The organism is Phocaeicola faecium, from assembly GCF_014837055.1.
GTDB classification, from domain to species: Bacteria; Bacteroidota; Bacteroidia; order Bacteroidales; family Bacteroidaceae; genus Phocaeicola; species Phocaeicola gallinarum.
In genome coordinates this window covers 1-1,186 of the sequence record NZ_JACSPQ010000041.1, presented here as the reverse complement: position 1 = coordinate 1,186, position 1,186 = coordinate 1, and the positions used below count along the sequence as shown (strand labels likewise).

The 1,186-nt window shown below is 64.9% G+C and carries 2 protein-coding genes; one reads left to right on the top strand and one right to left on the bottom strand.

Annotated features, from left to right (window positions below; translation table 11 throughout):
- Positions 1-174: 174 nt before the first annotated feature.
- On the top strand, positions 175-792 hold the full coding sequence (locus H9626_RS15765) for an HAD family hydrolase (RefSeq protein WP_191710826.1): 618 nt from the start codon (positions 175-177) through the stop codon (positions 790-792).
- Between the two features lie 56 nt (positions 793-848).
- Here the strand turns inward: H9626_RS15765 and H9626_RS15760 are convergent.
- Positions 849-1,186, bottom strand: a 338-nt coding sequence (locus H9626_RS15760; RefSeq protein ID WP_225231019.1) for a hypothetical protein, incomplete at its 5' end; no start/stop codon positions are given.

The window sequence follows — 1,186 nt, the reverse complement described above, 5'->3', positions numbered from 1 at the left end:
GTCTAAGGAGACGGTCTTGAAAACCGTTGAGGTGCAAGCCTCCGCGAGTTCGAATCTCGCTCTGCCCGCTTCAGAACGGCTCCCGTATGGGAGCCGTTCCCGTATTCGTACGTGGGCCGCCCGGCGGACGACGCGTTTCCCGCAGCCACGGCCCGCGAACCCGTTGGAGGCCCCATGAGCGCAACGATCACCGACGTCATCTTCGACTACTGCGATGTGCTGCTGGACTGGCGTCCCCGCATCCCGCTGGAGGGTCAGTATCCGCCCGGCGTCATCGACATGTTCTTCAGCGCCGACGACCCGCACGGCTTCCGATACTATGACCGGCTCTCGGACTCGGGGTGGAGCGAGGAGCGCATCCTGGCCGATTACGAGGTCGAGCACGGGCCGGCCGTGGCCTGGGTGTTCCGCATCTACTTCGAGCGGCAACGGCTTGCGCTCGCCGGGCTACAGCCGGGCATGGGGGAGCTGTTGCGGGAGCTGGACGCCTCGGGTGTCCGCCTGTGGGGGCTGACGAACTTCACCACCAAGTACGTTCGTGCGGCGCATGAGCTGTTCCCCGAACTGAACCTGCTGCGGGACACGGTCGTCTCCTCCGAGGAGGGCATCCTGAAGCCCGATCCCGAGATCTACCGCCGGGCCATCGCCCGGTTCGGCGTCAACCCCGCGCATACGCTGTTCGTGGATGACAAGCCGGCCAATGTGGCCGCCGCCCGGGACCTGGGGCTGAACGGCGAGGTGTTCGAGGGGCTTGATCGTCTGAGGCGTTCGCACTACCTCGATGTCTCCTGACCGACCCAAGGTTTTGCAAGGGTCCAATCGTCGAACGTCGAGGTAGTGCGAAGCCCCTACTGCGGCTGGTCGGTGAAATTCACGAACAGGTTGTCCCGCCATGTCACGCGCGAGCCCTCCGGATGCCATGTGGTGGCCTTGGGCCGCTCGGTGTCGGATACGAACACGTTGTGTTCCACCACCGCCACGCCGTCGGCGCGGTCCAGTCGCAGCGGGTCGCAGTCCGGCCCCAGCACGAACACGTTGTCATGCACCCAGGCGTCCGGGTTGCGCGGGATGTCGATCGCGCCCATCCGGTCATGATGGGCCACGTTGTGGCAGAATTCCGTGTTGACCGCCATCTCGTTGCAGATCATCACGGTGCCGCCGCTGTTGCCGGATGAATAGTTGTACC